20 protein-coding genes are annotated in these 23,086 nt (G+C 70.9%); 7 read left to right on the forward strand and 13 right to left on the reverse strand.

Annotation, left to right across the window (positions count from 1 at the left end):
• Positions 1–16: 16 nt before the first annotated feature.
• The 4 genes from TSO221_RS07765 to TSO221_RS07780 form a co-directional block, all read right to left on the reverse strand.
• The gene (locus TSO221_RS07765; protein ID WP_109117915.1) at positions 17–1,924 is read right to left on the reverse strand and encodes a hypothetical protein; all 1,908 of its coding nucleotides are present in this window, start codon (positions 1,922–1,924) and stop codon (positions 17–19) included.
• Between the two features lie 207 nt (positions 1,925–2,131).
• Positions 2,132–2,743: a 2OG-Fe(II) oxygenase gene (locus TSO221_RS07770; RefSeq protein ID WP_247877959.1), complete on the reverse strand. Its 612-nt coding sequence runs from the start codon at positions 2,741–2,743 to the stop codon at positions 2,132–2,134.
• 31 nt (positions 2,744–2,774) lie between these two features.
• Positions 2,775–3,434: a 2OG-Fe(II) oxygenase gene (locus TSO221_RS07775; RefSeq protein ID WP_109117917.1), complete on the reverse strand. Its 660-nt coding sequence runs from the start codon at positions 3,432–3,434 to the stop codon at positions 2,775–2,777.
• Between the two features lie 23 nt (positions 3,435–3,457).
• Positions 3,458–4,426 carry a mitochondrial fission ELM1 family protein gene (locus TSO221_RS07780; RefSeq protein WP_109117918.1) on the reverse strand — a complete coding sequence of 323 codons (969 nt, stop codon included), beginning with the start codon at positions 4,424–4,426 and terminating at the stop codon, positions 3,458–3,460.
• Positions 4,427–4,604: 178 nt separating this feature from the next.
• Between TSO221_RS07780 and TSO221_RS07785 the strand changes: the two genes are divergently transcribed.
• The 3 genes from TSO221_RS07785 to TSO221_RS07795 all read left to right on the forward strand — a co-directional run bounded on the left by TSO221_RS07785 (position 4,605) and on the right by TSO221_RS07795 (position 6,448).
• Positions 4,605–5,165, forward strand: a complete 561-nt coding sequence (locus TSO221_RS07785) for an Lrp/AsnC family transcriptional regulator (RefSeq protein WP_109117919.1) — start codon at positions 4,605–4,607, stop codon at positions 5,163–5,165.
• Positions 5,166–5,327: 162 nt separating this feature from the next.
• Positions 5,328–6,212 carry a dienelactone hydrolase family protein gene (locus TSO221_RS07790; RefSeq protein WP_109117920.1) on the forward strand — a complete coding sequence of 295 codons (885 nt, stop codon included), beginning with the start codon at positions 5,328–5,330 and terminating at the stop codon, positions 6,210–6,212.
• A gap of 2 nt (positions 6,213–6,214) precedes the next feature.
• Positions 6,215–6,448, forward strand: a complete 234-nt coding sequence (locus TSO221_RS07795) for a zinc ribbon domain-containing protein (RefSeq protein ID WP_109117921.1) — start codon at positions 6,215–6,217, stop codon at positions 6,446–6,448.
• A 147-nt stretch (positions 6,449–6,595) separates the two neighbouring features.
• Here the strand turns inward: TSO221_RS07795 and TSO221_RS07800 are convergent, their stop codons facing one another.
• The 3 genes from TSO221_RS07800 to carB form a co-directional block, all read right to left on the reverse strand.
• A complete protein-coding gene (locus tag TSO221_RS07800; RefSeq protein ID WP_109117922.1) occupies positions 6,596–7,180 on the reverse strand; it encodes a hypothetical protein in 585 nt (194 codons plus the stop codon).
• Between the two features lie 21 nt (positions 7,181–7,201).
• On the reverse strand, positions 7,202–7,675 hold the full coding sequence (greA, locus tag TSO221_RS07805) for a transcription elongation factor GreA (protein WP_109117923.1): 474 nt from the start codon (positions 7,673–7,675) through the stop codon (positions 7,202–7,204).
• A gap of 83 nt (positions 7,676–7,758) precedes the next feature.
• The gene (gene carB / locus TSO221_RS07810; protein WP_109118050.1) at positions 7,759–11,010 is read right to left on the reverse strand and encodes a carbamoyl-phosphate synthase large subunit; all 3,252 of its coding nucleotides are present in this window, start codon (positions 11,008–11,010) and stop codon (positions 7,759–7,761) included.
• Between the two features lie 251 nt (positions 11,011–11,261).
• Here carB and TSO221_RS07815 point away from each other — a divergent pair, with 251 nt between their 5' ends.
• Positions 11,262–12,068, forward strand: coding sequence for a hypothetical protein (locus TSO221_RS07815; protein ID WP_109117924.1), 807 nt, complete (start codon positions 11,262–11,264; stop codon positions 12,066–12,068).
• A 5-nt stretch (positions 12,069–12,073) separates the two neighbouring features.
• A complete protein-coding gene (locus tag TSO221_RS07820) occupies positions 12,074–12,436 on the forward strand; it encodes a hypothetical protein (RefSeq protein ID WP_109117925.1) in 363 nt (120 codons plus the stop codon).
• A gap of 67 nt (positions 12,437–12,503) precedes the next feature.
• On the opposite strand, the gene TSO221_RS07825 is transcribed toward TSO221_RS07820, so the two are convergent.
• From TSO221_RS07825 to msrA, 5 genes are all read right to left on the reverse strand, one after another.
• The gene (locus TSO221_RS07825) at positions 12,504–14,270 is read right to left on the reverse strand and encodes a di-heme-cytochrome C peroxidase (protein WP_199229408.1); all 1,767 of its coding nucleotides are present in this window, start codon (positions 14,268–14,270) and stop codon (positions 12,504–12,506) included.
• A gap of 231 nt (positions 14,271–14,501) precedes the next feature.
• Positions 14,502–14,990, reverse strand: coding sequence for a DinB family protein (locus tag TSO221_RS07830; RefSeq protein WP_109117926.1), 489 nt, complete (start codon positions 14,988–14,990; stop codon positions 14,502–14,504).
• A 62-nt stretch (positions 14,991–15,052) separates the two neighbouring features.
• Complete coding sequence (locus TSO221_RS07835; RefSeq protein WP_109117927.1) at positions 15,053–17,035, reverse strand: DNA translocase FtsK; 1,983 nt, start codon at positions 17,033–17,035, stop codon at positions 15,053–15,055.
• Entirely contained in the window at positions 17,032–17,526 is a 495-nt protein-coding gene (locus TSO221_RS07840; RefSeq protein ID WP_109117928.1) for a PAS domain-containing protein, read from the reverse strand. Before TSO221_RS07840 ends, TSO221_RS07835 begins: the two co-directional genes overlap by 4 nt.
• A gap of 231 nt (positions 17,527–17,757) precedes the next feature.
• Positions 17,758–18,399 carry a peptide-methionine (S)-S-oxide reductase MsrA gene (gene msrA / locus TSO221_RS07845; RefSeq protein ID WP_109117929.1) on the reverse strand — a complete coding sequence of 214 codons (642 nt, stop codon included), beginning with the start codon at positions 18,397–18,399 and terminating at the stop codon, positions 17,758–17,760.
• A gap of 61 nt (positions 18,400–18,460) precedes the next feature.
• Between msrA and TSO221_RS07850 the strand changes: the two genes are divergently transcribed.
• Both TSO221_RS07850 and TSO221_RS07855 read left to right on the forward strand, forming a co-directional pair.
• A complete protein-coding gene (locus TSO221_RS07850) occupies positions 18,461–19,540 on the forward strand; it encodes a hypothetical protein (RefSeq protein ID WP_199229409.1) in 1,080 nt (359 codons plus the stop codon).
• A gap of 35 nt (positions 19,541–19,575) precedes the next feature.
• Positions 19,576–20,019, forward strand: a complete 444-nt coding sequence (locus TSO221_RS07855) for a hypothetical protein (protein WP_109117930.1) — start codon at positions 19,576–19,578, stop codon at positions 20,017–20,019.
• Between the two features lie 6 nt (positions 20,020–20,025).
• Here TSO221_RS07855 and TSO221_RS07860 read toward each other — a convergent pair whose 3' ends face one another.
• Positions 20,026–22,974: a diguanylate cyclase gene (locus TSO221_RS07860; RefSeq protein ID WP_109117931.1), complete on the reverse strand. Its 2,949-nt coding sequence runs from the start codon at positions 22,972–22,974 to the stop codon at positions 20,026–20,028.
• Positions 22,975–23,086 lie beyond the last annotated feature (112 nt).

The raw sequence follows: 23,086 nt of genomic DNA on the forward strand, positions 1-23,086 counted from the left end.
CAGCGTCCGTTGAATTCTAGAATCCGAACATGTGGTCGAGGCTGAAGGCGCGGTCGCCGTCCAGGCAGCCGTGATAGCCGAACAGCCGGCACGTCGTGTCGCGGATCAGGATGTAGGCATTCTCGCCCGCCGCCGCACGCTCGGCCTCGGTAAAGGTCTCGTGATGGCTGAACAGCCGCGAGCCGGAGCAGGGGATGGCAATCTTCCGGCGCGCCACCTCGGTGCCGTTCCTGCGGGTCAGGATCAGCGCGGTGTCGGAGGACTCGTGCCACGGCGTCGAAGCCGGGTAGATCAGGTGGCAGAAGGTGTCCAGCGGCTCGGGCCCGAGGCGCAGGAACAGGCGGGTCGACAGCCCCGGCGGACGGCCATGGTAGCTCTGCGGCTCGTCGCGGTAGGTCAGCGCGGTGTTGAAGATGTGGCTGCCGAAGCTGGTCTCGGCGACGTGGCCGCTGGCGCGGTTCTCGTAGCGGACCAGCGCGTGCAGCCAGCCGTCGGCGCAGGTGCCGGCGTCGAAGTCGTACAGCAGCTCGACGTGGCCCCAGCCGCCGGGCAGGTCGGCGCCGTTCAGCAGGTCCGTCACGTCGAGCGCCACGCTGTCGGAGCGCTTCAGGGCGCCGAAGCGGTGCTCGGCCACCGGGCGGCCGGCGGCGTCGTGGACGACGGCCTTCACCGGAAGCTCGGCCTGCGCGGTGCTCATCGGCGTGGGCAGCAGGATGGTGCGCCAGCGCTCCGGCGGCAGCACCGGGGCCGGCAGGATGTGGCCCTTGCCGAGCAGCGGGCCGAGGGTGGCCAGCCTGGGGTCGGGCTTGAGGTCGGCGCGCTCGACGTTGGCGTGGGCGACGCGGCGGCGGCCGTCCCGGGCGATCACCTCGTAGCGCGGGCGGACGAAGTGCTTGCCGGCGTGCACCTCGAACTGGGCGGGCCAGCGCGCCTCGGGGAACAGCTCGGCCACGTCCAGCGCGGTGGTGGCGAAGGGGGCGACGGGGCGCTCCAGCGTGCGGATCTCGTTGTGGCCCATCAGGCTCAAGCCCACGGCGCCCGGTGGGATCGGCAGCGGGTGGCTGTTCTGGATCCACAGCAGGATCCTTTCGCCGTCCTTCGGCGCCGGCAGGCCGGCGTAGAGGTCGGACGGCCAGGCGTTGGCGTCGTGCGTGCAGGACAGCTCCGCGTCCGACTCGCCGAAGGTGTCGAGCGCGTACTTCACCACGTCGTGCCCGGCGGCGCCGATCACGTGCAGGAACAGCGAGCCGCAGAAGTCGCCCAGGCCGAAGCGGGCGCGCACCTGCCGGCTGTCGATGGTGACGGTGCCGTTGGCCGGCGGCATGGCGTCGGTCCACTCGGCCAGCGCGGCGCCGTCGGCGCCCATCAACCGCGCCCACAGGCGGGGGGCCTTGGCGCCGTATCCGGTCCAGTAGTTGGCCGAGACGATGCGGGTGTGCCGCCCCGGCTCATCCCGCAACCAGCCGAAGTTGGTCGCCCAGTTGAACTTGGCGAGGTAGTTGACGCGATCGGTCAGCATGTCCTCGGGGATGCGCATGGCGTCGAGCGACACCATCGGCACCCCGCGCGGGACGAGGTGGGCGATGTGGTTCTCCAGCTTCTGCGAATCGAAGGCGACGACGAAGACCAGCGCGGCGCCGCCCGCGGCCAGGTCGGTGACCGGCTTGGCGGCGTGGCCGAGGATGGTGCGGCCGACCGCCTCGACGTCCTGCACGTAGACGCCCTGGACGGCGACGCGGGAGAGGTCGTGGAACTCGGCGAAGCCCTCGACGAGGCCGAGCGGATCGTAGATCGCGACCGGGCCGGCCTCGGCGAGCTTGCCGACCAGCGTCACCGCCTTGGACGCGGCGAGCGGGTGCCCCAGCGCCTTGAAGAAGCTGCTGCCGCCGGTGGCGTTGGAGAAGGTGGCGATGCGAAGGGTCATGGCGCGCGCGTAGCAGGAACCGGGCCGACGGTTATAACCCCTCGGTCGAGGTCGCGACAGGGGATTCCGAGCGAGGGGGTGGGACTCGCTTCACCATAACCCCCACCCCGACCCTCCCCCGCTGGGCGGGGGAGGGGGCATTCTTGCATCCTTCACGAAGCGGCGGAGTTCCCTCCCCCGCCCAGCGGGGGAGGGTTAGGGTGGGGGTTACGCCCCCACCAGCTTCTTCGCCCACACCCCGATCCGGTGCCGCCACTGCTCGTGCCAGACGTAGCCGCCGCCCTTCACCCAGTTCATCTGGAGCGCCCGGCGCGGCCCCTCGAAGGAATGGTGGCCGTGCCAGGAGCGTTCGGAGCGGCGGAAGCACAGCAGCGTGCCGGCGTCCGGCGGCACCTCGGCGGCGTAGTCCTCCAGCTCCGGCGAGCGCAGCACGCGCAGCCGCCCGCCCGAGGATTCCCAGGGCGGGTTCATGTAGATCAGCACGGTGATGATCTTGCTGACCGAATCCGTGTGGATCTTGCCGTCGGTGGCGCGGCACTGGCCGCGCACCGTGAACATGGTGGGGTAGGGCGCCAGGTTGAGGGTGAACTTGTCCTCGAACGCCCGGCGCATCTCCGGCCCGCGCAGCTCCTCGATGAAGGCTGCGAAGGCCGGGCCGTAGGGGTAGACGTCGAGCGGGATGGAACCCGGCTTGTCCACCTTGGGGTAGTCGCGGTTGATCGCCTCCAGATGCTCGGCCCGGATGAAGCCCGGCACGCACAGGTACTCGTACGGCTCCCGGTTCAGGGGCGTGGCGCGGAACGTCTCCAGGTCGAGCATGGACAAGGGGGGCGGGCTCCGAAGTGGGTACTCAAACGATCGGAGCGTCAGGGAAGCACAATTCGTGGCGCGCGCGCCACTCCGGACCGACGTAGTTGACGATGATCGACTTGCGGACGCCGTTGATCGGGCGCTTGGCGAAGCCGTGCCAGGTGTCGGTGCCGGGGATGAAGATCAGCCCCTTGTTGAAGGCGTAGGGGGCGCGGCCCAGCACGGCGCCGGCCTCGTCCATGATGTCGGTGCCCCACTCCTCGGACCCCGGCTCGGAGGAGAGGTAGATCAGCATGGTGAACTTCTTGACGCCGATGTCGGTGTGCGACTCGAGCCAGAAGCCGTCCTTGTCCTGGCAGTACTCGATGCGCAGGTTGGTGCCGGACAGGTCGATGCCGCAGGTCTGCTCCAGCGCACCGGTCACCGCGTTGCTCTGGAAGGCCTGGGCCACCTGCTCGCACACCGGGTACTGGGCGCGGTGCTCGGCGCTGAAGTAGCTGCGGGACGCGTTGTTGGTCTCGCGCTTGCCGTACGTCTCGGCGCGGTTCGGCGCCTCCCAGGGCAGGACCGCGATGGCCTCGCCGGCTTCCGCGGGCAGCGCGTCCTCCAGCAGCCAGTGGCGGTAGGGCTGGGCGTCCAGGCGGGCGGCCTGGAGGCTGCTGAGGAAGCTCTTCTCGATGGCGGCGGCCGGTGCGGTCATGGCTGGTTCCCTGGTGTCTCGGTTCAGCTGTGGCCCCGGCGGGCCAGCAGGCGGTGGCGTACGGTCTCGGCGATCTCGCGCGTTTCATCCAGCGGCGGGTAGCTCCAGCTCTCCAGCTCCCCGGTGAAGGGGCGCGCGATGCCGTCGCGGTACAGCCCGTCGAGGAACGCCCGGAACTTCGGCGATCCGCCGTCGAGCTCGATTACATACACCGGTTTGCCGGTGGAGCAGGCCTCCGAAACCATGGACACGCTGTCGCAGGTGCAGACGATCACGTCGGCCAGCGCCAGGTAGGCGAAGTAGGGGTTTTCGCCCTCGCCGTCCCACACCTCGGCATGCGGGCCGGTCAGGCGGGCGCGCAGGATCGCCTCGTTGTCGGCGCCGGTGCGGCGCGACGGCGTGACCATCAGCCCGACGCCGCGGTCGCGGGCGAAGCCGGCCAGCTTTTCCGCCACGTCGCCCATGATGGTGGGGGTGAGCTGGTAGACCGCGTTGGTGCCGCCGACCAGCACCGCGATGCGCGGGTGCGGCAGGTGTTCCAGCCGGGGGGCGAGCGTCCGGGCGGCGTCGGCCAGCATGGCGCGGCTGACGCGGTGCAGCGCGCCGCGCGTCACCAGCACGTTCGGACCGCGCAGCCGGTCGTGCTGCGGCACCACCACGAGGTCGAAGTGGCGCGGGTTGATCTGCGGGTCCTGGATCTGCACGGTGAAGGTGCGCCCGCGCGACGCCTTCCGGATGCGCAGCGACGGCGCGATGCTCTGCCGCCCGCTGGCGATCACCAGGTCGGGCCAGGGTGGGCGAACCGGGTCGCCCTGCGGGCTGTCGGCGAAGCGGTTGCCGATGCGCAGGAAGGGGCTGAGCTGGCGCCACGGGCTGCGCAGGTGCACGCGCTTGATCACGGGCTCGACGCCCAGGGCTTCGGCGAGGCCGCGGCACTGGTTCTCCATGCCCGGCTTGCCGTCGGTGATGACCCAGCAGGTGAGAGCGTTCATAGGCGGTGCCCGGTCCAGATTCGGAAACAAGGGGTGCGGCCGGTCGTCGCGCCGGGCCGCGGAGCGCGGTGTACGGCGAAATTTTGCTTCACGCCGCTATGGGATCCGTCTTGGCGGGGCGGACCGTGCCGTGTAATATCCTTGCTCAGACCATCCCCCGGAGCTAGCTGAGTACACCATGCGGCGGGTCAAACTCGACCGAATTGACCGGCGCATTCTGCGCGATCTGCAGAATGACGGCCGGATGACGAACGTGGAGCTTGCGCGGCGCGCCGGCATCTCCGCCCCTCCCTGCCTTCGGCGCGTGCGCGCGCTGGAAGAGGCGGGGTTCATCCGCGGCTACCACGCCGACATCAACCCCGACGCGTTGGGGTTCGGCGTCACCGTGTTCGCCCAGGTCGGCCTTTCCAGCCAAGCGGAAGCTGACCTAAAGAAATTCGAGGAGCTGGTCAACAGTTGGCCGCTGGTGCGCGAGTGCAACATGCTCGCCGGCGAGTACGACTTCCTCCTCAAGATCGTGGCGGAGGACTGGGACGACTACCAGCGCTTCCTGACCACCAAGCTGACCAGCGCGCCCAACGTGGCGCACGTGAAGTCGGCGCTGTCGATCCGCGGGTCGAAGTACCTGCCGGGCGTGCCGATCGACGTGGACTCGCCGGACATCCCGGAAGGCAGCGAGGACGACGAACTTACGGACGTGGACGAGGCCGAGTCGACCGCGCGCAGCGCGCGGCGCTGAAGCCCGGCCCTCCCGGATCACGCGTACGCGGCGCCGTCCCGGCCGGGATGGCGCCGTTTTGCGTCGTGCAATGCTGCGCCGCAACGTCCGCGCGTCGTCCGTGCTTTCCGGGGGCCGATCCGGTGCTATGATTCCTCCGCACGTTTGCGGAGATTGCCGTCCATGCCGTTCGCCTTCGCCTTGCGCACCATCGCCGGCGCCGCCATCGCGGCGGCGCTGCTCGCCAGCCCCGCGGGAGCCGCGACGATCTCCCGCACCAACGCCGTCGAGCTGGTCACCTTCCCCTCCAAGGACGCCGACATCCGCGCCGAGGGGGCGACGGCGCTGCAGGGGCGCATCATGCGCCCGGCCGGCACCGGGCCGTTCCCGGCGGTGGTCATGCTGCACGGCTGCAGCGGCCTGTTCACCAAGGCCGGGGTGCTGGCGGCGCGCCATCTCTGGTGGGCGCGCACGCTGCGCGACCAGGGCTACCTGGTGCTGATGGTGGACAGCTTCGGCCCGCGCGGCATCGGCGAGCAGTGCACGCAGACCGAGCGGCGCGTCCGCGCCACGGTGGAGCGCAAGCGCGACGCCTGGGCGGCGCTGGAGTTCCTGCAACACCGCCCCGACGTGCAGGGCGAGCGGATCGCCGTGGTCGGCTGGTCGCACGGCGGCGGCACGGTGCTGACCGCCTACGAGGCGGAGACCGACGGCGTCGGATTCCGCGGCGGGGTGGCCTTCTACCCCGGCTGCCGGGTGGCGCTGCGCGATCCCGAGTGGGAACCGGGCGGGCCGCTGCTGATCCTGATCGGCGAGGACGACGACTGGACGCCGGCCGAACCCTGCCAGGAGCTGGCCGGGCGCGACTCGGTGAAGGACCGGCTGGAGCTGGTGGTGTATCCCGGCGCCCATCACGGCTTCGACCTGCCGGCCAGCCCGGTGCGCACCCGCAAGGACCTCGCCAACGCGCCCGGCGGGCAGGCGCACGTCGGCACCAACGAGGCGGCGCGCGACGACGCGGTGGCGCGGGTCACCGCGTTCCTGGCGAAGCTTCTGAAGGAGGGCTGAGGATGCCGCTGTTTTCCTACCGCTGCACCGGCTGCGGGAACGAGTTCGAACTGCTGGTGCGGGCGTCGGACGTGCCGGCGTGCCCGTCCTGTGGTGGCGGGGCGCTGGAGAAGCTGGTGTCGCGGCCGGCGCCGCCGGGCAAGTCGGCCGGCGTCCTGAGCAACGCCCGGACCGCGGCGGCGGGCGCGGGGCACTTCAGCAACTACAGCAAGGCGGAGCGGGCGAAGGTGAAGTGAGGGGCTTGGCGCTCCACTTCCAATAACGTTAACGTCATGGCCGGGCTTGTCCCGGCCATCCACGACCTGAACCTTTGTTGACGTTCGAGTGCGTGGATGCCCGGGACAAGCCCGGGCATGACGATAAAATGGAACGGTGTCAGGAATTCAGAACCGCACCACCATCCGCACCGGCGCGTCCTTCAGCACGGCGATGCTCCAGCCCCAGCAGCCCCCGGCTGCGTTCGGCTTGGTCTGCGCGTTGCTCTCCACCACCGTTCCCGCGGTCTTCACGCACAGCCGTCCGGCCGCGTCGCCCAGGCCCATCTTCGCAAGCTGCGCGCGGTCGCGGTCCTTCAGCGCCGGGGTGACGATCTCCAGCGAACCATCGGTCTGCCGGCGGATCGCGACGAGGTCGGCGAACGTGGTCTTCCCGCCCACCGGCGGCAGCGTCTGCGTCCAGGCCACCGCGGCCTTGGCGCGGCCCTTACCGAGCGGCGCGTAATCCACCGTGCCGCCGTCCCTGCGGACGTCCGCGGCGACGGCCTCCAGCGCCTCGCGCACCGCCTTCTCGTCCTCGGCGGGCGTCAGCTTGGCGGCGTCGGCGTGGGCGGACATCGCCACCAGCTCGCCGCGGTAGTCGAGCGTCGCCCGCTCCGCCCCGACCTCCAGCGTCGCGTCGAAACGGTCCGGCAGCAGGCAGCCGGACAGCAGCGCGCAGGCGGTGGCCAGGGCGAGGGTGGCGTTGCGCATCGGGAAGCAGCCCGGACGGGCTTACTTGAAGGCGAGGGTGACGATCTCGTACATCTTCGAGCCGCCGGGGGTCGGCACCTCGACGTTGTCGCCGACCGACTTGCCGATCAGCGCGCGGGCCAGCGGCGAGGTGATCGACAGGAAGCCGTTCTTGATGTCGCTCTCTTCCGAGCCGACGATCTGGTAGGTGATCTCCTGGTCCGTATCCTCGTCGGCCAGGGTCACGGTGGCGCCGAACTTGACGGTGTCGCCGGACAGCTTGGCCGGGTCGATGACCTCGGCGCGGCTGATCTTGTCCTCCAACTCGCCGACACGGCCTTCGATGAAGCTCTGGCGCTCGCGCGCGGCGTGGTACTCGGCGTTCTCCGACAGGTCCCCGTGCTCGCGCGCCTCGGCGATCGCCTTGATGACGGCGGGTCGCTCCACGACCTTCAGGTGCTTCAACTCTTCCTGCAGGCGGTCGTAACCCGCCGCGGTCATCGGCACTTTTTCCATGTCTTGCGGTCCATCAACCCTGCGAACACGACCTCCAGGGAAAGATTTCGGCGCGACGGAGGCCGCCGCGCCGTCAACCATCCCTAGTACGATCCGCTAAGGTACGACTGCAGCGGGGCAACTTCAAGACTGCCGTTCCGAAGCGCCGCGATGGCCTCGACCGCCGCCCGCGCCCCCGCCACCGTGGTGTAGTAGGGGATGTTGTAGGTCAGCGCGGTGCGCCGCAGGCTGAAGCTGTCGGACAGCGCCTGCGCGCCCTCCGTGGTGTTCAGAACCAGCGCTACCTCGCCGTTGATCATGTGATCGACGATGTGCGGCTTGCCCTCCACCACCTTGTTCACGATCTCGGCGGTGACGCCGGAATCCTTCAGGAAGGCGGCGGTACCCACGGTGGCGACCAGGCGGAAGCCCATGTCCTGGAGCTTCTTGGCGATGGGGGCCAGCGACGCCTTGTCGCGGTCCTTGACCGAGATGAAGGCGGTGCCCTGCGTCGGCAGCGAGACGCCGGCGCCGAGCTGCGCCTTGGCGAAGGCCAGCGCGAAGTTGTGGTCGAGGCCCATGACCTCGCCGGTGGACTTCATCTCCGGGCCCAGCACCACGTCCACGCCGGGGAAGCGGGCGAACGGGAAGACCGCCTCCTTCACCGCGGTGTGCGGCGGGTTCGGGCCGTTCAGCTTGAAGTCCTTCAGGCGCTCGCCGGCCATGATGCGGGCGGCGATCTTGGCGATGGCGGTGCCGGTGGCCTTGGCGACGAAGGGCACCGTGCGGCTGGCGCGCGGGTTGACCTCCAGGATGTAGACCGTGCCGTCCTTCACCGCGAACTGCACGTTCATCAGGCCGACGACCTTGAGGGCGCGGGCCAGCGAATCCGACTGCCGCTCGATCTCGGCGATGACGTCCTTGGGCAGCGAGTAGGGCGGCAGCGCGCAGGCGGAGTCGCCGGAGTGGATGCCGGCCTCCTCGATGTGCTCCATCACGCCGGCGACGTAGACCTGTTCGCCGTCGCAGACGACGTCGACATCCACCTCGATGGCGTCCTGCAGGTAGCTGTCGATCAGCACCGGGTTCTTGCCGGAGACCTTCACGGCGGTGCCCATGTAGCGCTGCAGGCCGGCCATGTCGTGGACGATCTCCATCGCCCGGCCGCCCAGCACGTAGGATGGGCGGATGACGACCGGGAAGCCGATGCGCTCGGCGACCGTCTCGGCCTCCTTCAGCGAACGGGCGAGGCCGTTGGCCGGCTGCTTCAGGCCCAGCTCGTGCAGCAGCTTCTGGAAGCGCTCGCGGTCCTCGGCGAGGTCGATGGCGTCCGGCGAGGTGCCGAGGATCGGGATGCCGGCCTTCTCCAGCGCCTCGGCCAGCTTCAGCGGCGTCTGGCCGCCGAACTGCACGATGCAGCCGAGCACCGTGCCGTTGCGCTGTTCGACGCGGACCAGCTCGATCACGTCCTCGGCGGTCAGCGGCTCGAAATACAGGCGGTCGGAGGTGTCGTAGTCGGTGGAGACCGTCTCCGGGTTGCAGTTGACCATGATGGTCTCATAGCCGGCCTCGCGCAGCGCGTAGACGGCGTGGACGCAGCAGTAGTCGAACTCGATGCCCTGGCCGATGCGGTTCGGGCCGCCGCCGAGGATGACCACCTTCTTGCGGTCGGTCGGCTCGGATTCGCATTCGGCCACGCCGGTGCCGTCGGCCTCGTAGGTCGAGTACATGTAGGGCGTGCGCGACGGGAACTCGGCGGCGCAGGTGTCGATGCGCTTGAACACCGGCGTGATCCCGGCGGCGCGGCGGCTTGCCGCGACGTCGGCCTCGGTCTTGCCCGACAGCTCGGCGAGGCGGGCGTCGGAGAAGCCCATCTGCTTCAGCTTCAGCCAGCCGTCCTGGCCGGTGGGCAGGCCGTCGGCCTTCACGCCGGCCTCGGTGTCGACGATGGCCTTGATCTGCTCCAGGAACCACGGGTCGTATTTGGAGGCGTGCTGGATGTCGGCGATCGAGAAGCCGTGGCGGAACGCCTGGGCGATCACCAGCAGGCGGTCGTGCGTCGGCTTGGCCAGCGCGCCGCGGATGGTGGCGGCGTCCGGCTCGACTCCGGCGGTGCCGATATGCACCTCGTTGAAGCCGGTCAGGCCGGTCTCCATGGAGCGCAGCGCCTTCTGCACGGACTCGGCGAAGGTGCGGCCGATGGACATCGCCTCGCCGACCGACTTCATGGAGGTGGTCAGCAGCGGCTCGGCGCCCGGGAACTTCTCGAAGGTGAAGCGCGGCATCTTGGTGACGACGTAGTCGATCGTCGGCTCGAAGCTCGCGGGGGTGCAGCCGGTGATGTCGTTGGTCAGTTCGTCCAGCGTGTAGCCGACCGCCAGCTTGGCGGCGATCTTGGCGATCGGGAAGCCGGTGGCCTTCGACGCCAGCGCCGAGGAGCGCGACACGCGCGGGTTCATCTCGATGACCACCAGGCGGCCGGTGGTCGGGCTGACCGCGAACTGCACGTTGGAGCCGCCGGTCTCCACCCCGATCTCGCGCAGCACCGCGATCGAGGCGTTGCGCATGATCTGGTATTCCTTGTCGGTCAGCGTCAGCGCCGGGGCGACGGTGATCGAATCGCCGGTGTGCACGCCCATCGGGTCGATGTTCTCGATGGAGCAGATGATGATGCAGTTGTCCGCCTTGTCGCGGACGACCTCCATCTCGTACTCCTTCCAGCCCAGCACCGACTCCTCGATCAGCACCTCGCCGACCGGGCTGGCGCGCAGGCCGCCGCGCACGATGTCCTCGAACTCCTCGCGGTTGTAGGCGATGCCGCCGCCGGTGCCGGCCAGCGTGAAGCTGGGGCGGATGATGGCCGGCAGGCCGACGAGTTCCAGCGCCTCCAGCGCCTCGCGGAAGGACTTCACCATGCGCGAGCGCGGGCTCTCCAGCCCCAGCTTGTCCATGGCGTCGCGGAACAGGATGCGGTCCTCGGCCTTGGCGATGACGTCGCGCTTGGCGCCGATCATCTCCACGCCCAGGCGCTCCAGCGTGCCGTCGTCGGACAGCGCCATGGCGGTGTTCAGCGCCGTCTGGCCGCCCATGGTGGGCAGCAGCGCGTCGGGGCGCTCCTTCTCCAGGATCTTGGCGACGACGGCGGGGGTGATCGGCTCGATGTAGGTGGCGTCGGCGAGGCCCGGGTCGGTCATGATGGTCGCCGGGTTGGAGTTCACCAGGATGACCCGGTACCCCTCCTGCTTCAGCGCCTTGCAGGCCTGGACGCCGGAATAGTCGAACTCGCAAGCCTGGCCGATGACGATCGGCCCCGCGCCGACGATGCAGATGGACTTGATATCGGTACGCTTGGGCATGGCGGCTCGCTTCTGGCGTTCAGTCAGCAAAAGCCCCCTCCCGCCGGGTGCGCGGGGAGAGGGGGCGGGAATATGACGTGGCAAGGCCCCCTTATACGGACTAACCCCGCCGGGGGGAAGAGCCCGGTTGGGCGATCCGGCCATGCCGCTGGGACAATGCAAGCGGGCGGCGAAACGCCGCTTGAACCGCCGCGCGAACGGCGTCATCAATCGGTGGACCGGGGTTGCCGTACCCCTTTCGGAGCGCCTTCATGTCCGTGCACGCCTTCGCCAAAGACAGCCGCGCCTGCGCCGCCTGCGTCTCCTGGGGCGGCGAGCGCGCGATGGCGCCCGACAACACCCTGGTGCACGTCACCCGCTACAGCGTCGAGGGCGCCTGCCTGACCGCGATCAGCCAGGACTACCGCAAGGTCACCAAGGCCTACCACACCTGCACGGCGTGGCAGTCGCTGCCCCTGCTGCGCTCGCACGGCGGCCGGTCGGAGCGCACGCCGGGGCCCTCGGCCGCCATCTCGGCGCTGATCGCCAGCGGCGCCAGCGTGCCCGCCGCGGTCGCCGCACCACCGTCCCCCAAGCCGCAGACCGAACCCGAGCCGGACGGCCGCCGGACCGAGCCGCTGGACATCGACAAGGTGCCGCCGGCGGCCCGCGTGCTGGTCGCGCACTGGCAGCGGCTGAAGGCGCAGCTCAAGGCGCTGCCGGCCTCCTGGGACCTGGACACCGCGCAGATCCGCGAGGCGGTGCCGCGGCTGGCGCTGCTGGTGCCGGTGGACGGCGGCAGGGACTTCCTGTACCGCGCCTGCGGCCGGGCGATCCAGCGCCGGCTGGGCACGCGGCCGGTGATGAAGACGGTATCGGCGCTGCACCCCGAGGCGGCGGCGGAGCGCTGGCTGGTCGACCTCAAGGCCTGCCTGGACGGCGGCGAGCCGGTCAGCCTGCTGGTCAAGGGCGACCCGATCCTGCCGGGCTCCCGCTTCGTCGAGGTGCTGCTGCCGCTCGCCGACGAGTCCGGCCGGCCGGCCAGCGTGCTGGCCTACCGCCACCTGCCCGGCGGCTGAGGGCGATGGGCGGCCCGCAAGATGACCGCCACTGGGGGGCGCCCACCGGCAGTCTGGGGCCGGTGGACCTGTGGCCGGCGGTCCTGTGGATCGCCGCGGGCCTTTACGCCTTCACCGGCGCTCCGGCGCTGTTCACCTGGTGGAAGGGCGTGGCGTACTTCCTGGTCGGTTCCCCGGTCATGCTGCTGGTCACCGGCACGGCGACCGCGCGCCTGCGCCGCGCCGTGGTGGAGATGGTCACCGACGTCTTCCCCCAGCGCGACCGCCTGACCGACGCCGTGCTGCTGATGCTGCGCGGCCTGCTCGCCCTCATCGAGGCGATGCTGGTGCTGTTCGCCGCCAGCGGCACGCTGCAACTGCTGGGTTGAGGCGCGTTCGCATTGAAAAAGAACGCGGCGGCGGATCGCTCCGCCGCCGCGTTTCGCTCCAGAGTGCTTACAGGCCCTTCAGGAACTCGACCAGCGCCCACTTGTCCTCGTCGGACAGGGTGGTGCCGAACTCGTGCCCGCAGCGGCTGTTGCCGGACTTCAGGTCCTCGCAGCCGGTGGTCTTCATCACCGTCTTCAGGCCGGTCTGCGTCTTCGCCAGGCCGACGTTGACCGCGTCGTAGTCGGCGCCGATCTCGAAGGTCGCCGGGCGCTGGGCGGCCGGGGTCAGCAGGTCCCACAGCGTCGCCACCGAGCCGTTGTGCAGATACGGCGCCGCCGACCAGATGCCGTAGAGCACGCGCGACTCGTAGCACGGCGGGCTGTAGCCGACGTCGCAGAAGGTGCCCGACGACTTCGGCTTGTCCGCGGCGTTCACCGTGGCCGCCGCCGCCGTCGCGGTCTGCGCGTCGATGCCGCGGTTCTTGAAGAACTGCATGGTGTTGAGCGCGTCGGCGTCGATGTTCTTCAGCGAGACGTCGGTGGGCTGCAGCGCCGGCAGCAGGTGCTGCAGGATGCTGCCCATCACCGAGGTCTGCAGGATGGCGATGGACGGCGACGGGTTGGCCAGCGGCGCGCTGGTCGGGTCGAGCTCCTTCGGCAGCGAGGCGCCGGTCAGCACGCCCGGGTTGGCGGTGCGGGGCAGCACCAGCCACTCCGTGCCGTCGGTGCCGACGTTCTGGATCGGCGTGTTCCAGCTCGCCCGCGCGGTGCCGGTGGGCAGCGTGTGGCAGCCCAGGCACTCCGCGTTGTAGAGCTGCAGGCCGCGGTTCGCCTTGGTCTGGTTGATGGCGCCGGGGAAGGGCGGCGGCTTCAGCGTGGTGATCAGATCCTCGAGGATCTTCAGGCCCGTCATCTGGACCGAGTTGTTGTTCCAGTAGTTGACGCCCAGGATCGGGTGCCACTCGCTCTTCACCGGGTTGAAGCGGCCGAAGACGCCGAACACCTCGCCGATGTTGCGGCCGAGCGGGGCGAGCACGCTGGTCTGGTCGGTGAAGCCCGGCCACTGCGTCTTGTTCTGCCGGCCGGCGTTCCACAGGAACGGGTAGCGGACCGGGGCGATGGCCGGCTGGATGTTCTCGGGAATCAGGTAGTTGGCCTTCTGCGGCCCGAGGTCGAGGCCGGTCAGCCGGTTGTAGATCATCGACACCGCGTCGAGGCGGGCGAGGCCCCACGGCGTGCCGGTCAGCGCCTTGCTCATCAGCGTGTGGAAGGGGATGGCCCATTCCAGCACCTGCTTGCGCAGCTGCGCCTTGTTGCGCGGCTCGGGCACGCTCTGCGCGAACTCGACCCAGCCCTTGCCCAGCGCGTAGGTGACGGCGTCGTCCAGATCGACCATGAAGGCGAAGAAGTCGGTGATCGCCGGGCCGCCGTCGATGCGCACCGTCTGGCCGTTGATGCGCAGGTCGCGCGTGTGGCAGGCGGCGCAGGTCATGCCGACGACGCTGTCGTTGCGGTTGCCGTTGGTGGCGTTGAAGCCGACCGGCAGGCCGGCGGCGGCCGAATTCATGTTCGGCAGATAGCCGTAGCGAGCCAGGCTGTCGGCGAGGAACGGCGTCTTGCGGTCGCGCTGCTTGAGCGCCTGCAGCCAGCGCAGCGGAATCATCCGCGAGCCCTGGTCCTCCGTGTAGTACTGGGCCTGCTGCGCCGGGGTCCAGCCCTGCGCGTTCAGCCCCTGCGCGTTTGACGTGGCTGCGGCGTCCTGCGCCTGCACCGCCGTCGCGGCGGCCAGCAGGCCGACGGCGACGCCGACCCCCATGATGGTGCGAAATACCATGGTTCCTCTCCCGGTGTCTGTATAACTGATCCGTGGAGAGTTCTTTCCGGCGAAGACACGGGAATGCTTCGTCCGGTTAATGTATCGTTCTCCTGATCGGATCTCCTCCGATGATAGGAAGATAATAATACCGCGGCGAGAAAATTGTCTTGCATATAAAGATATGCACGCACTGGATGTTCGTCGAGGTCCGGCGCGGGTGATGCTTGGCCGTTTCAGGGTACGTTCCGGCTATTCGCGCAGGAAGTAGATGAGGTCCAGCGCCGGCACGGCGAGGCCGAACTGCGTCAGCAGCGTGTGCGCCTGCCCGCGGTGGTGCGTCTGGTGGTTGAAGACGTGCGCCAGCAGCTGGCCGAGCGGCCGCTCGACGGGCGAACCGTCCATGCTGCGGTAGGAGAAGGGCTGGTCGAGGAGCGATTCGTCCAGACAATTGGCGAAGGCGAGGATGCGCTCGTCTTCCGCCTCGCGGGCGGTGCGCAGCGCGTCGAAGCGGTCGTGCAGGATGGCGTCGAGGCTCGGCGGGTTGACGCCCTCGCCGGTGAAGCGGTTGAACCACACCCGGTCGCCGACCAGCAGATGGTTCAGCGTGCCGCGCAGCGACCCGAAGAAGGCGCCGCGGTCCTCGCGGTACTGCGCGTCGGTCAGCTCCGCGGCGACGGCGTAGAGCCGGCGGTTGGCCCAGCGGTTGTAGTGCGCGAAGGTGACGAAGTGGGGCTTCATGAAACCTCCGAGGTCTGGCCCTCCCCCAGCCCCGCCGGAGGCGGGGGAGGGCTCCGTTGAACCTACACCCCCGCGCGCTTGGCCGACAGGCCGGCCACCGACAGCAGCACCTCGCGCTTGCCCTGGTGGTTGGCGGCGGAGACGACGCGTTCCTGCTCCATGCGCTCGACCAGGCGGGCGGCGCGGTTGTAGCCGATCTGCAGCTGGCGCTGGATGAAGCTGACCGACACCTTGCCGTCGCGCACCACCAGGTTGACCGCCTGCATGTACAGGTCGTCGCCCGAGACGCCGCCGGCCGCGTCGTCGTCCTCGTCGGCGACCAGCTCCTCCTCTTCCTCGGTGATCGCGGTGACGTAGTTCGGCTGGCCCTGCGCCTTGACGAACTGGACGATCTCCTCGACCTCCGAATCCGACACGAAGGGGCCGTGCACGCGGGTGATGCGGCCGCCGCCCTGCATGTAGAGCATGTCGCCCTGGCCGAGCAGCTGCTCCGCCCCGGCCTCGCCGAGGATGGTGCGGCTGTCGATCTTCGAGGTGACCTGGAAGCTGATGCGGGTCGGGAAGTTCGCCTTGATGGTGCCGGTGATGACGTCCACCGACGGGCGCTGCGTCGCCATGATCAGGTGGATGCCGGCGGCGCGGGCCATCTGCGCCAAGCGCTGGATCGCCGCCTCGATGTCCTTGCCGGCGACCAGCATCAGGTCGGCCATCTCATCGACGATGACCACGATGTAGGGCAGCGGCACCGGCTCGTCCGGCGTCAGGTCGAACAGGGTCTCGGCCTCGCCGGCGGGGACGCGGCGCGGCAGCTTCTCGCCCTTGGCCTGCATCTCGGAGATCCGGGCGTTGTAGCCCTCGATGTTGCGCACGCCGAGGCGCGACATCGCCTCGTAGCGGCTCTCCATCTCGCGCACCGCCCAGCGCAGGGCGACCACGGCCTTCTTCGGGTCGGTGACGACGGGGGTCAGCAGGTGCGGGATGCCGTCGTAGACCGACAGCTCCAGCATCTTCGGGTCGATCATGATGAAGCGGCAGCGCTCCGGCGGCAGTCGGTAGAGCAGCGACAGGATCATCGTGTTGATCGCCACCGACTTGCCCGAGCCGGTGGTGCCGGCGACCAGCAGGTGCGGCATGCGGGCGAGGTCGGCGACCACCGGCTCGCCGCTGATGTCCTTGCCCAGCGCGATGGCGAGCTGCGCGTGGGTCGAGCGGAAGCCCTCCGAATCGAACATCTCGCGCAGGTAGACCATCTCGCGCACCGGGTTCGGCAGCTCGACGCCGATGACGCTGCGGCCGGGCACGATGGCGATGCGGGCGGTGACCACGCTCATCGAGCGGGCGATGTCGTCGGTCAGGTTGATGACCGTGGCCGACTTGGTGCCGGGCGCCGGCTCGTACTCGTAGAGGGTGACGACGGGGCCGGGGCGCACGTCCATGATCTCGCCGCGGACGCGGAAGTTTTTCAGCACCGTCTCCAGCATGCGGGCGTTGCGCGCCAGCAGCGACTCGTCGTGCTGCTGCGGCGGGCGCGGCGGCGGCGACTGCAGCAGCGTGGAGGCCGGCAGCTGGTACGGCTCGCCCGCGGCGCGCGGCTTCGTCTCCTCGACGGCGGGCGCCGGGACGGTCACGTGCAGCGGGGCGGCGATGGGAGTGGGGGGCTCCGTGGCGGCGGGCGCCGCCGGCTCGGCCGGGGCCGATTCCGCCGTGGCGGCGGCCGGGACGGGTTCCGGCTCCGGCGCGGCGGCCTGCTGGTGCTCCTCGGCCATGGCGGTGCGGGCTTCGTAGGCCCATTCGACGCCGGCCAGGAAGGCGAAGCCGGCGACCACCGCCAGCGCCTCGTCGCCCAGGTTGGTCGAGTACACGCGGCCCGAGCCCGGCGTGCCGGGCAGCACCTCGACGTCCCACAGCGTGTGGCCGTCGCTGCGCGCGTTCGGCACGATGTTGAAGGGGCGGCTGTTCAGCGCGCACCACAGATTGAACTCGTCCGCGGAGACGATGCCCGACTGGGTGGCGGGCGCCGTCAGGTGGGGCGTGCGCGGCTTCATGCCGTGGCTCCCGCTGGCTTGGAATCGAGGGTGAAGGGGCGGACGGGGAAGGAGGTCGGCATCTCGTAGGCGGCGACCAGCAGCTTGTCGACGATGCCGGCGTCGCTGGACAGCGGCACCACGAGGCGTTCCCAAGTGCGGGCGACGCCGTCGAAGCTGCCGGTGTAGACGCGCGACACGGGCAGGCGCTCGCGCAGCACGGTCTCGTACTCCTCGTGCAGCGTGCGGCGCTGGTCGTCGGGCAGGGTGTCCAGCGTGTGGCCGAGGCGCGAGTGCCCCCAGGCCTTCTCCAGCGCCTTGCCGTAGTAGGAATAGACGTAGTTGTCCTCTCCGATGACCTCGAAGATGACAATGTTGTCCTTCCACGGCCGCAGCTCAGCCGGCGTGATCGTGCTGGACGCCGGCGGATTCCCGCCGGAGCATTTGCTGAGCCAGAAGTCCAGGAGGCCGCTCAGCGCGGGCGTGGACAGCTCAGTTCTTTCCTTGGTCATGAAATGTGCGGTTTCGCGTCGGGTGCCGGGACGGCTTCAAGGGCCGCCGGAACCATACCCGGAACCTACTGCCGGCTGCAACCAAGCCTTGGTGAATGGCGGTGCGATGTCACTCCCCGGCATCACTTGCCCCCACCCCAACCCTCCCCCGCTGGGCGGGGGAGGGGACATGCGGCGCCTCACGCCCTCCCCCGCCCAGCGGGGGAGGGGCGGGGTGGGGGTAAACGCCCCTCACCCCGGGCAGCTCACCCCCGTGCCGCCGAGGCCGCAGTAGCCGCCGGGGTTCTTCGACAGGTACTGCTGGTGGTAGTCCTCGGCGAAGTAGAAGGGCGGGGCGTCGCGGATCTCGGTGGTGATCGCGCCGTAGCTGGCGTTCTTCAGCGCCCGCCCGTAGGCGGCGCGCGAGGCCTCGGCCGTCGCCCGCTGCGACTCGGAATGGACGTAGATGGCCGAGCGGTACTGGGTGCCGACGTCGTTGCCCTGGCGCATGCCCTGGGTGGGGTCGTGGCTCTCCCAGAACACGGTCAGCAGGTCCTCGTAGCGCACCTTGGCCGGGTCGTAGACGACGCGCACCACTTCGGCGTGGCCGGTGCGGCCGCCGCACACCTCCTCGTAGGTGGCGTTCGGCGTCTCGCCGCCCTGGTAGCCGACGGCGGTGACCCAGACGCCCGGCACCTGCCAGAACTTGCGCTCCGCCCCCCAGAAGCAGCCGAGGCCGAAGTCGGCGACCTCCAGCCCCTCGGGGTAGGGCGGCGCGAGCGGCCGGCCGCTGACGTGGTGGCGCTCGGGCACCGGCATGGCGCGGTCGCGGCCGGGCAGGGCTTCGGCGGCGGTGGGCAGCGTGAGGGGCTTGCGCAGGAAGTGTTCAAGCATGGCGGTCCGGCCTCCCGTCCGGTCATCGGATTTGCTCTTATATGGTCGCCCAGTGGCAAGTTTGGACCGCCCGGCCGCGCCGGCAACCCTCATCCCGGGACAACCGACCCTGAAACCGCTGCTGCACCCCCGGCTGATCAACACGCCCGACGAGGATCCCGGCCTGCTGGTCGAGTTCCTGTTCGAGCGGCGCGCGCTGCTGTTCGACCTCGGCGATCTGGCGCCGGTGCCGCCGCGCACGCTGCTGCGGGTGACGCACGCCTTCGTCACGCACGCCCATATGGACCATTTCGCCGGGTTCGACCGGCTGCTGCGCGTCTGCCTGGGGCGGGAGAAGGCGCTGCACCTCTTCGGGCCGGAAGGGTTCGTCGACCGCGTCGCCGGGCGGCTGGCCGGCTACACGTGGAACCTCGCGCCGGGCTACGCGAACGATTTCGTGATCGCCGCCACCGCGCTGCACGCGGACGGTTCGGCGATGAGCGCCGAGTTCCACAGCCGCCGTGCCTTCGCCCGCGAGGCGGAGCGGGAAGCCCGCGTCGAGAACGGCGTGCTGCTGAGGGAGGACGCGCTGACGGTGCGGGCGGCGGTGCTCGACCACGGCACGCCGTGCCTGGCGCTGCGCGTCGAGGAGCCGGCGCACGTCAACGTCTGGAAGAGCGGTCTGGAGGCACTGGGGTTGACCACCGGGCCGTGGCTGCGCGACCTCAAGCGCGCGGTGCTGCGCGGCGAGCCGGACGACACCCCGATCCGTGCCGCCCGTCCGGGCGATGGAGAGGCGGTGCTGCCGCTCGGCCGGCTGCGCGCGGGTGCCTTGTCCACCACGCCGGGGCAGGCCATCGCCTACGTGGTGGACGCCGGGCCGCCGTCGCGCAACGGGGGGCGCATCGTCGATCTGGCGCGCGGCGCCGAGGCGCTGTTCATCGAGGCGCCGTTCCTCGACGCCGACGCGGAACTGGCGGCGCAGCGCAACCACCTCACCGCCGGGCAGGCCGGGCGGCTGGCCGCGGCGGCCGGGGTGGGGCGGATCGTGCCCTTCCACTTCTCGCCGCGCTACGCAGGGCGGGAGGCGGAACTGGCGGCCGAGGCGGAGACGGCGTTCCGGGAGGGACTTGTCGGACCCCGGGGCGCTCCCGACCGTTAAGGAGTGCGCGAGACACAGCAACGGGAGGCCGCCCCATGCCCATCGACGACACCGTCTACCGCCGCCTGGAAGAGGAGGCCGGCCGCCAGGGCGGTCGCCTGAGCATCGAGGACCTCGGTCGTGCCCTGCCCATCGACACGATGTCGGCCACCGAGGTCGCCGAGGTGGTGGAGCGGCTGGAGCGCGCCGGCATCGACGTGGACGTGGACCCGATGCTGACCCGCCCGCACCCCGACGCCACCAGCGGCAACAGCGACGGCGTCGTCGATCTGGCGAGCCCGGCGGCCCCGGCGATCTCCGCCCCCACCGTGCATCCGAGCACGCGCGCCGACATCGTCGCCATGGGCGACCCGCACCCGCACGGCCACCACGGTCACGGCCACCGCCGGGCACCGACCTGGAACCGCGGCGGCGTCGAGCTGCTGCCGATGCTGTGCATCGCCATCGTGGCGGTGGTACTGATCGTGGCGCTGGGGTAGCAGCGGTTAAGCCACCGCCTCCGGCATCGCGCTGCGCACGGCGTTGCGGCCGGCGGCCTTGGCCTCGTAGAGCGCGGCGTCGGCGCGCTTGAGTGCCGCCTCGATGGTGGCGTCGGCGGGGCTCCACTCGGTCGCGCCGACGCTGATGGTGCAGGCGAGCGGCGCGCCCTCGCGGCCGGCCAGCGCCGTGCCGGCGACGGCGGCGCGCAGCCGCTCGGCCGAGGCGGTGGCGCCGTCGAGTGTGGTGTCGGGCAGCAGCACCACGAACTCCTCGCCGCCGTGGCGGCCGAGATGGTCGGTGGCGCGCAGCACCGTCTGCATCACGCCGACCAGCGCGCGCAGCACCTCGTCGCCCACCGCGTGGCCGTGCGTGTCGTTCACCGTCTTGAAGTGGTCGATGTCGATCATCAGCACGCTGAGCGGCCGGTGGTGCCGGCGCGCCAGCGCGATGTCGCGCTCGGCCACCGCGGTGAAGTGGCGGCGGTTGGAGACGCCGGTCAGCGCGTCCTGCATGGCGAGGCGCTGCAGCTCGGCGTTCGAGCGCTCCAGCGCCGCCGTGGTCTCGACCAGCGCGCGCTCGGCGCGGCGGCGGTCGGTGACGTCGTGCACGATGGAGTACAGCAGCTCGCGGTCGCCGACCATGATCGGGCCGGAGTGCACCTCCACGTCGCGCACCTCGCCGGAGGCCAGCCGGTGGCGGAACTCGAAATGCGAGCGCTCCTGGGCGCGGGCGGTCGCCATCTCCCTGGCGATCTCCTCCGCCGTCAGGCAGTTGATGTCGGCGATGCGCATCGCCGTCAGCGTGGCGCACGGCCAGCCGTAGAACCGTTCGGCCGCCTGATTGGCGTCGACGATGCGGCCGTCGGCCGGGTCGATCAGCATCTCCACCGCCTTGGCGCCGGTGAACAGGCGGCGGTAGCGCTGCTCGCTCTCGCGCAGGGCCGCCTCGACGCGCCGGCGCTCGGCGCGCTCGCGCTCGCGGGCGATGCCCAGCGCCAGCTTGGCCGCCAGTTCGCCGAACAGCGCGACGTCCTCGGCGCCGAAGGCGTCGGTGGACGCGGCGTAGACGTTCAGCGCGCCGATGACGTGCCCGCCGGCCTCCGCCGTCGCCGCCCCCGGCTCGCCCAGCGCGATCGGCAGGCCGAGGACCGAGCCGAAGCCGCGCCGCGTCGCCTCCTCGCGCCAGGGCCGGAAGGCGGGATCCGTGCGGATGTCGCGCACCACCACCGGCCGGCCGGTGCGGATCGCCGTGCCCATCGGGCCGCGGCCCCGCTCGGTGTCGGCCCAGCACATCGCCACCCCGTCCACGTAGCCGGCGTCCACGCCGGCCCGCGCCATGGCGCGCACGGACTGCGCCGCGTCGTCGAGCGCGTAGCCGACCCAGGCGAGGCGGCAGCCGGTCTCCTCGACGATGGCGCGGCAGATCTCGGCCAGCAGCGACTCCTCCGGCAGGTCGCGGGCGAGGATGTCGCCGCAGCGGCTGGACGCCGCCAGCGCCATGGTGCGGCGGCGCAGCGCCTCCTCCTGCCGGCGGCGCTCGGTGATGTCCACCGCGGTGCCGCCGAGGAAGCGGCGCCCGGACGAATCGCGGAACGGGAACTTGGAGACCAGCCACACCGTGGTGCCGCGCGCGTCGGTGAAGTCCTGCTCGAACAGGCCGGGGGCGTCGGTCTCCAGCACCATGCGGTCGTTGCGCATCAGCGCGCCGGCGGTGGCCGCCGGCCACAGCTCCTCCGTCGCGCGGCCGAGCCACTCCCGGTCGTCGAAGCCGAACGCGCGGCGGAAGGCGACGTTGGTGTAGAGCAGCCGGCCGGACTCGTCCTTCAGGAAGGCGATGGCGGGGGAGTTGTCCATGAACATGTGGAAGCGCGCCTCGCTCTCGTCGAGCGAGGCCTGCGCGGCCAGCCGGGTGCGGGCGACGTTCAGCTCGTGGTCGCGGCGCAGCGCCACCAGCACCGAGGCCACCAGGACGACGCCGGCCAGCGCCAGCGCCAGCAGCTGGTTGCGTTCGCGCAGGTTGGCGTCCTCGATCGCGCGCATCTCGATGCGGGCGACGAGTTGCCAGGACGTCTCGGGAATGGCGCGGGCGATGGCGAGCAGCGGCCGGCCGGACTCGCCGCGGGTGGCCACCGCGGCTTCGCCGGCCCGCCGGGTCTCGGCGTAGGCGGCGGGCGTGGCCGGGCCCAGGCGCTCCAGCGTGCCGAGGTGGGCGCCGGCACCGACCACCGGGGTGTCGCCCGGCTGGTCGGGCACCAGCCGCAGGTCGACGCGCGGCCCCGACGTCTCGACCCCCTGCAGGTAGGCGGCCAGCGCGCCGGTGGCGTCGTGGCTCAGCACCAGGACGCCGACCGGCTCGTCGCTGCCGTGGCGGTGCAGCGGCACCGCGCTGTGCAGGTGCGCGGCGACGCGCGGTGCCGCCTCCTCGGTCGGGCGGGCGAAGACCATCAGGTCGGAGTTGACGATCCGCTTGCCCGTCAGCGCCTGGCGGACCAGAATCGCGTCGGCGGCGCCGACGGGCGGCGCGGGCTGCCCGTCGTCGGCGCCCAGCCACGCCCGGCCCTCGCGGTCGTACAGCGTCACCGCGTGGTAGCCGTAGCCCTCGCGCACCGAGGCGAGGCGGCCGGACAGCGCGGCGATGCGGTCCTCCGACGCGATGCCGCCGAACAGCTCGCCGATCCATTCGCCCAGCACGGTGTCGCCGTGGATCACCCTGGCGGCGCCGGCACGGTCGCCCTGCCAGTCGATCACCTGCTCCATGCGCAGGTCGACGATGGTGGCGAGGTGGCGGGCGGCGACGCTGCGCGCCGAGGCGGCGAACTCCCCGGCCATCCACCACGCGGCGCCGAGGATGGCGGCGGTCAGCACCGCGAGGGCCAGCAGCAGCACCCGCGGGTTCAGCCGGGTCGGGGGCGCGGCGGCCTTCGGCCTCTGCACGGCGTCGACCTGAAAGGCCATGTGGGTATCGGGTGCCATGCGGGTGCGGCGTCGGCTAACGGATCGGACGGGGTGGCATCGGCCGTGGCCGCCTCGCGGCCGGCGACTCGTCGGTCGTACGACGGGCACTCTA

It is taken from the genome of Azospirillum sp. TSO22-1, from assembly GCF_003116015.1.
Classification (GTDB): domain Bacteria; phylum Pseudomonadota; class Alphaproteobacteria; order Azospirillales; family Azospirillaceae; genus Azospirillum.

What these genes read in the sequence shown, in the direction of transcription:
- TSO221_RS07765 (WP_109117915.1), bottom strand. Translation starts at nt 1,924, where the DNA reads ATGACCCTTCGCATCGCCACCTTCTCCAACGCCACCGGCGGCAGCAGC.
- TSO221_RS07770 (WP_247877959.1), bottom strand. Translation starts at nt 2,743, where the DNA reads ATGCTCGACCTGGAGACGTTCCGCGCCACGCCCCTGAACCGGGAGCCG.
- TSO221_RS07775 (WP_109117917.1), bottom strand. Translation starts at nt 3,434, where the DNA reads ATGACCGCACCGGCCGCCGCCATCGAGAAGAGCTTCCTCAGCAGCCTC.
- TSO221_RS07780 (WP_109117918.1), bottom strand. Translation starts at nt 4,426, where the DNA reads ATGAACGCTCTCACCTGCTGGGTCATCACCGACGGCAAGCCGGGCATG.
- TSO221_RS07785 (WP_109117919.1), top strand. Translation starts at nt 4,605, where the DNA reads ATGCGGCGGGTCAAACTCGACCGAATTGACCGGCGCATTCTGCGCGAT.
- TSO221_RS07790 (WP_109117920.1), top strand. Translation starts at nt 5,328, where the DNA reads ATGCCGTTCGCCTTCGCCTTGCGCACCATCGCCGGCGCCGCCATCGCG.
- TSO221_RS07795 (WP_109117921.1), top strand. Translation starts at nt 6,215, where the DNA reads ATGCCGCTGTTTTCCTACCGCTGCACCGGCTGCGGGAACGAGTTCGAA.
- TSO221_RS07800 (WP_109117922.1), bottom strand. Translation starts at nt 7,180, where the DNA reads ATGCGCAACGCCACCCTCGCCCTGGCCACCGCCTGCGCGCTGCTGTCC.
- greA (WP_109117923.1), bottom strand. Translation starts at nt 7,675, where the DNA reads ATGGAAAAAGTGCCGATGACCGCGGCGGGTTACGACCGCCTGCAGGAA.
- carB (WP_109118050.1), bottom strand. Translation starts at nt 11,010, where the DNA reads ATGCCCAAGCGTACCGATATCAAGTCCATCTGCATCGTCGGCGCGGGG.
- TSO221_RS07815 (WP_109117924.1), top strand. Translation starts at nt 11,262, where the DNA reads ATGTCCGTGCACGCCTTCGCCAAAGACAGCCGCGCCTGCGCCGCCTGC.
- TSO221_RS07820 (WP_109117925.1), top strand. Translation starts at nt 12,074, where the DNA reads ATGGGCGGCCCGCAAGATGACCGCCACTGGGGGGCGCCCACCGGCAGT.
- TSO221_RS07825 (WP_199229408.1), bottom strand. Translation starts at nt 14,270, where the DNA reads ATGGTATTTCGCACCATCATGGGGGTCGGCGTCGCCGTCGGCCTGCTG.
- TSO221_RS07830 (WP_109117926.1), bottom strand. Translation starts at nt 14,990, where the DNA reads ATGAAGCCCCACTTCGTCACCTTCGCGCACTACAACCGCTGGGCCAAC.
- TSO221_RS07835 (WP_109117927.1), bottom strand. Translation starts at nt 17,035, where the DNA reads ATGAAGCCGCGCACGCCCCACCTGACGGCGCCCGCCACCCAGTCGGGC.
- TSO221_RS07840 (WP_109117928.1), bottom strand. Translation starts at nt 17,526, where the DNA reads ATGACCAAGGAAAGAACTGAGCTGTCCACGCCCGCGCTGAGCGGCCTC.
- msrA (WP_109117929.1), bottom strand. Translation starts at nt 18,399, where the DNA reads ATGCTTGAACACTTCCTGCGCAAGCCCCTCACGCTGCCCACCGCCGCC.
- TSO221_RS07855 (WP_109117930.1), top strand. Translation starts at nt 19,576, where the DNA reads ATGCCCATCGACGACACCGTCTACCGCCGCCTGGAAGAGGAGGCCGGC.
- TSO221_RS07860 (WP_109117931.1), bottom strand. Translation starts at nt 22,974, where the DNA reads ATGGCCTTTCAGGTCGACGCCGTGCAGAGGCCGAAGGCCGCCGCGCCC.